This is a genomic window from Mycobacterium sp. (assembly GCF_019243155.1).
Taxonomy (GTDB): domain Bacteria; phylum Actinomycetota; class Actinomycetes; order Mycobacteriales; family Mycobacteriaceae; genus Mycobacterium.
Window position 1 is genome coordinate 1 of record NZ_JAFAUS010000457.1, and the last position, 4,385, is coordinate 4,385.

The 4,385-nt window shown below is 69.3% G+C and carries 4 protein-coding genes and 1 pseudogene; 2 read left to right on the forward strand and 3 right to left on the reverse strand.

Annotated features, from left to right (window positions below; all coding sequences use genetic code 11):
• Positions 1-339 (forward strand): annotated as a pseudogene (locus JOZ00_RS23225) (threonine dehydratase); the annotation flags it as partial.
• 2 nt (positions 340-341) lie between these two features.
• On the opposite strand, the gene JOZ00_RS23230 reads toward JOZ00_RS23225, so the two are convergent.
• A complete protein-coding gene (locus JOZ00_RS23230; RefSeq protein ID WP_293348689.1) occupies positions 342-1,016 on the reverse strand; it encodes a pyridoxamine 5'-phosphate oxidase family protein in 675 nt (224 codons plus the stop codon).
• A gap of 26 nt (positions 1,017-1,042) precedes the next feature.
• Here JOZ00_RS23230 and JOZ00_RS23235 point away from each other — a divergent pair, with 26 nt between their 5' ends.
• Positions 1,043-2,371 (forward strand): aminotransferase class I/II-fold pyridoxal phosphate-dependent enzyme, encoded by a 1,329-nt coding sequence (locus JOZ00_RS23235; protein WP_293348692.1) that lies wholly within the window; start codon positions 1,043-1,045, stop codon positions 2,369-2,371.
• 1 nt (position 2,372) lies between these two features.
• On the opposite strand, the gene JOZ00_RS23240 is transcribed toward JOZ00_RS23235, so the two are convergent.
• Positions 2,373-2,528 (reverse strand): hypothetical protein, encoded by a 156-nt coding sequence (locus tag JOZ00_RS23240; protein ID WP_293348695.1) that lies wholly within the window; start codon positions 2,526-2,528, stop codon positions 2,373-2,375.
• A 40-nt stretch (positions 2,529-2,568) separates the two neighbouring features.
• On the reverse strand, positions 2,569-4,293 hold the full coding sequence (gene treZ, locus JOZ00_RS23245; RefSeq protein WP_293348698.1) for a malto-oligosyltrehalose trehalohydrolase: 1,725 nt from the start codon (positions 4,291-4,293) through the stop codon (positions 2,569-2,571).
• Positions 4,294-4,385: the final 92 nt, after the last annotated feature.

Sequence of the window (4,385 nt, forward strand, 5' to 3'; positions counted from 1 at the left end):
ATTTCGGGCGGCAACAACGACGTGTCGCGCTACGGCGAGGTGCTGGAGCGCTCGCTGGTCCACCTCGGCCTCAAGCACTACTTCCTGGTGGACTTTCCACAGGAACCCGGCGCGCTGCGCCGGTTCCTCGACGAGGTGCTCGGGCCAACCGACGACATCACGCTGTTCGAGTACCTCAAGCGCAACAACCGGGAGACCGGCGAGGCACTGGTCGGCATCGAGCTCGGGTCCTCGGCCGACCTCGACGGCCTGCTCGCGCGGATGCGCGCCACGGATCTGCACGTCGAGCCGTTGGAGCCCGGTTCGCCGGCCTACCGCTACCTGCTCTTCCAGTCGTAGCCCTAGCGCGAGTAGTCCGTCACGTACGGCGGCGCCGGGACCGCCGGATCGAGGTCGCCGGCCGGCATCGGCGCCCCGATCGTCAGGCTCACCGGCAACACTCCAGCCCAGTGCGGCAGCGGGACGTCCTCGGGATCGTCGGCCGGGGCGCCGCTGCGTACCTTGGCCGACACCTCGACGAGGTCGAGCGCGAGCACCCCGGTCGCGGCGAGCTCACGCGCGTTCGGTGCCCTGCAGTCGGCGGCACGCCCCACCGCGATGTGGTCGAGCAAGCAGGACAGCGCCCGCGTCTTCTCCGCCGGGTCCTCGACCACACGTGCGGCACCCATCACCACCACCGAGCGGAAGTTCATCGAATGGTGCATCGCCGCGCGAGCCAGCACCAACCCGTCGACCAGGGTCACCGTGACGCAGACCGGTAGGCCCTCGGGCGCCGCCTTAGCGGCGAGCAGCGGGCCGCTGCCCGAGGAACCGTGCAGGTAGAGCGTCTCGCCGAGCCGCGCATGCGTGGTCGGCAACACCACCGGTTCTCCGGCGCTGAGGTAGCCCAGATGGCAGATCAGGGCCTCGTCCAGGATGGCGTGCACCGTCTGGCGGTCGTAGTGAGCGCGTTCCCGGTAGCGGGTCGGCGTCGTGCGCGGGGTGGGTTCGTAAGCGGTTTCCACGATTGCCTTCACTATTGTTCTAGTACATAATCTAAAGCGTGCCAGTACAAAACAGCATAACCGGGACAGGTGCGGAGTCCATAGCCGCCAGCATCGAAGACGCCATCTCGAGCGGCACCCTGGCGCCTGGTGACGCGTTGCCGCCGGTGCGCGACCTGGCCATCCAGCTCCGCGTCAACGCCAATACCGCGGCCGCCGCCTACCGACTGCTGCGCGACCGCGGGGCCGTCGAGACCGCCGGCCGGCGCGGCACCCGGGTACGCCACCGCCCGGCGACCACACCCCGGTCCCTGCTGGGCCTCGACGTTCCCGCGGGCGTACGCGACCTGTCGACCGGCAATCCCGACCCGGCCATGTTGCCCATCGCTGCGGCCGCGTTGGCCAGTCCGGTTGCGGGCCAACCGGTCTTGTACGGTCAGCCCGCCATGACGGCGGAGTTGGTCAACTTCAGTCGTGCAGCGCTCGCCGCCGACGGGATCCCGGCCGATCACCTGGCAGTGACCAGCGGCGCGCTGGACGGCATCGAACGCGCGCTCAGCGCGCACCTGCGGCCCGGCGACCGGGTGGCGGTGGAGGATCCGGGCTGGGCCAACCTGCTCGATCTCCTTGCCGCCCTGAGTCTTTCGGCCGAGCCAGTGCAAGTCGACGACGACGGTCCGTTGATCGCCGACCTGGACCGCGCGCTGGCCCGCGGTGCGCGTGCGCTGGTCATCACCGATCGCGCCCAAAATCCAACGGGCGCAGCGGTATCCGCGCACCGCGCCGAAGCGCTGCGGCAATTGCTGGCCGACCGGGGCGAGGACCTGTTGCTCGTCGAGGACGATCACTGCGCGGGCATCTCCGGTGCCCCGCTGCACAGCCTGGCGGGCTCAACGCGGCACTGGGCCTTCGTGCGGTCGGCGTCCAAGGCGTACGGCCCCGATCTGCGCGTCGCCGTCCTCGCCGGCGACCACCGCACCGTCGAACGCGTGCACGGCCGCTTGCGACTCGGGCCGGGCTGGGTCAGCCACCTCCTGCAGGACCTGGCGGTCGGGTTGTGGACCAACGACGCGGCAGCACACCTCGTCGCCACGGCGGACCGGCAATACGCCGGCAACCGGCAGCGGTTGATCGACGCGTTGGCCGAGCGCGGCGTCGCCGGCCGCGGGCGGTCCGGGCTCAACGTGTGGGTCCCGGTCCCCGACGAGACGGTCGCGATCACCCGGCTGCTCGGCGCGGGCTGGGCAGCGGCGCCGGGCACCCGGTTCCGGATCGGCACGTCGCCGGGAATTCGCATCACGATTTCCGACCTGGCGGACGACGAAATCGATCCGCTCGCCGACGCGGTCGCGCACGCGGTGCGCAGCACCGGCCGCGCCAGCGTCTGAGTCAAAGGCCCTCGGCGCCAACCGCTCCCAGTCCGGGTCCGGTCCACAACAACTCGACGGTGCCGTCCCGCGGCACTTCGTGGAGCGCGGCGGGCGGTGCAGGCGGCACGGTTTTGAGGAAGCGACGCAGCTTGCGAACTAATCCGTGATGATTCATCAGCGCATCATCGGCGGTAACCCGCAAGGCCGCCAATCAGTTATCCACAGCGCAGAATGACGAACGACCCGCCCGCAAGCACCGTGCCGTCCGCGTCCACCACCGGCTCGTCCCAGGCGAGGACCACGTCGCCGGTGACCGGCACTTTCACCGCGTCGGGTCCGAGGTTGCACACCATGCGCAACCGGCCACGCGACAATGCGATCCAGCGTTGGTCTTCGTCGTAATCGACCGCGAGGCGCCCCAGCCAAGGGTCGGCCAAATCGGGGTCGCTGCGCCGCAACGCGATCAGGTCGCGGTACAGGCCGTGCACGCGCGCGTGTTCCCCGGAGTCGACCTCGTCCCAATTCAATTTGGAGCGCAGGAACGTCTCCGGGTCCTGCGGGTCGGGGATCTCGTCGGCGTCCCAGCCGTGCTCGGCGAACTCGGCCTTGCGACCCTCCGCCGTGGCCCGGGCCAGTTCCGGCTCGGGGTGCGAGCTGAAGAACTGGAACGGGGTGGAAGCCCCGTACTCCTCGCCCATGAAAAGCATTGCGGTGAACGGGGTTGCAAGTGCGAGTACGGCCTTGATGGCCAGCTGGCCGCCGGTGAGGTTCTGCGACGGGCGGTCCCCGAGGGCCCGGTTGCCGACCTGGTCGTGGGTGCAGGTGTAGGCGACGAGCCGGGTGCCCGGGATCTCGGCCGTGTCCAACGGCCGCCCGTGGCGACGGCGCCGGAACGACGAGTACGTGGCTGCGTGGAAGTAGCCATTCCGCAAGGTGTGCGCCAGGGTGGCCAGCGAACCGAAGTCGGCGTAGTAGCCCTGCCGCTCGCCGGACACCGCGGTGTGAATGGCGTGGTGAATGTCGTCGGCCCACTGGGCGGTGAGTCCGTAGCCGCCGCGATCGCGGGTGCTGATCAGCCGGGGATCGTTGAGGTCGCTTTCGGCGATGAGCGACAGCGGGCGGCCCAGCTGCGTTGACAGCCAATCGGTTTCGGTCGCGAGCTCCTCGAGGATGTCGATAGCGGTGGTGTCCACCAGCGCGTGCACGGCGTCCAGGCGCAGGCCGTCGGCGTGGAAGTCGCGCATCCAGCGCAACGCGCACCCGATGATGTAGCGGCGCACCTCATCGGAATCCGCATCGGCGATATTGATGCCCTCGCCCCACGGGTTGCTTCCCGACGACAGGTAGGGGCCGTACTTGGGCAGATAGTTGCCCGACGGGCCGAGGTGGTTGAACACCGCGTCGATCAGCACCCCGAGACCCCTCGCGTGGCAGGCGTCGACGAACCGCACCAATCCGTCCGGGCCGCCGTAGGGTTCGTGCACGCTGTACCACAGCACGCCGTCGTACCCCCAGCCGTGCGTTCCGGCAAAGGCGTTCACGGGCATCAGCTCGACGAAGTCGACACCCAGATCGACCAGATAGTCCAGCTTTTCGATGGCGGAGTCGAACGTGCCGGCATCGGTGAAGGTACCGAGGTGCAGTTCGTAGATCACCGCGCCTTCCACCGACCGGCCCTGCCAATCGCCGTCGGTCCAGGCCGCCGTCGCCGGGTCCCACAACTGCGAGCGGTCGTGCACGCCGTCGGGTTGGCGGGGGGATCGCGGATCGGGGTACACAGTCGCATCGTCGTCGAGCAGATACCCGTAGCGCGCGTCTGGCGCCGTGTCGACGTTCGCGTGCCACCAACCGTCACCCGAGCGCGTCATCGCGTGCGCTTGGCCGTCGACGTCGAGGCGAACCCCATGGGGTTTTGGTGCCCAGACCCTGAATTCAGTCATGATGGCGTTCCAGCAGGACGACGGGCAGGTCGGCGAACAATTGGGCCGCCGACGTCGGCCCGTCGGCGATGACCCCGGTCAGTGTGTCCTTC

Bases quoted from the DNA above. Each gene is read 5' to 3' on its own strand.
- treZ (WP_293348698.1), bottom strand. From the start codon at position 4,293: ATGACTGAATTCAGGGTCTGGGCACCAAAACCCCATGGGGTTCGCCTC.
- JOZ00_RS23240 (WP_293348695.1), bottom strand. From the start codon at position 2,528: ATGAATCATCACGGATTAGTTCGCAAGCTGCGTCGCTTCCTCAAAACC.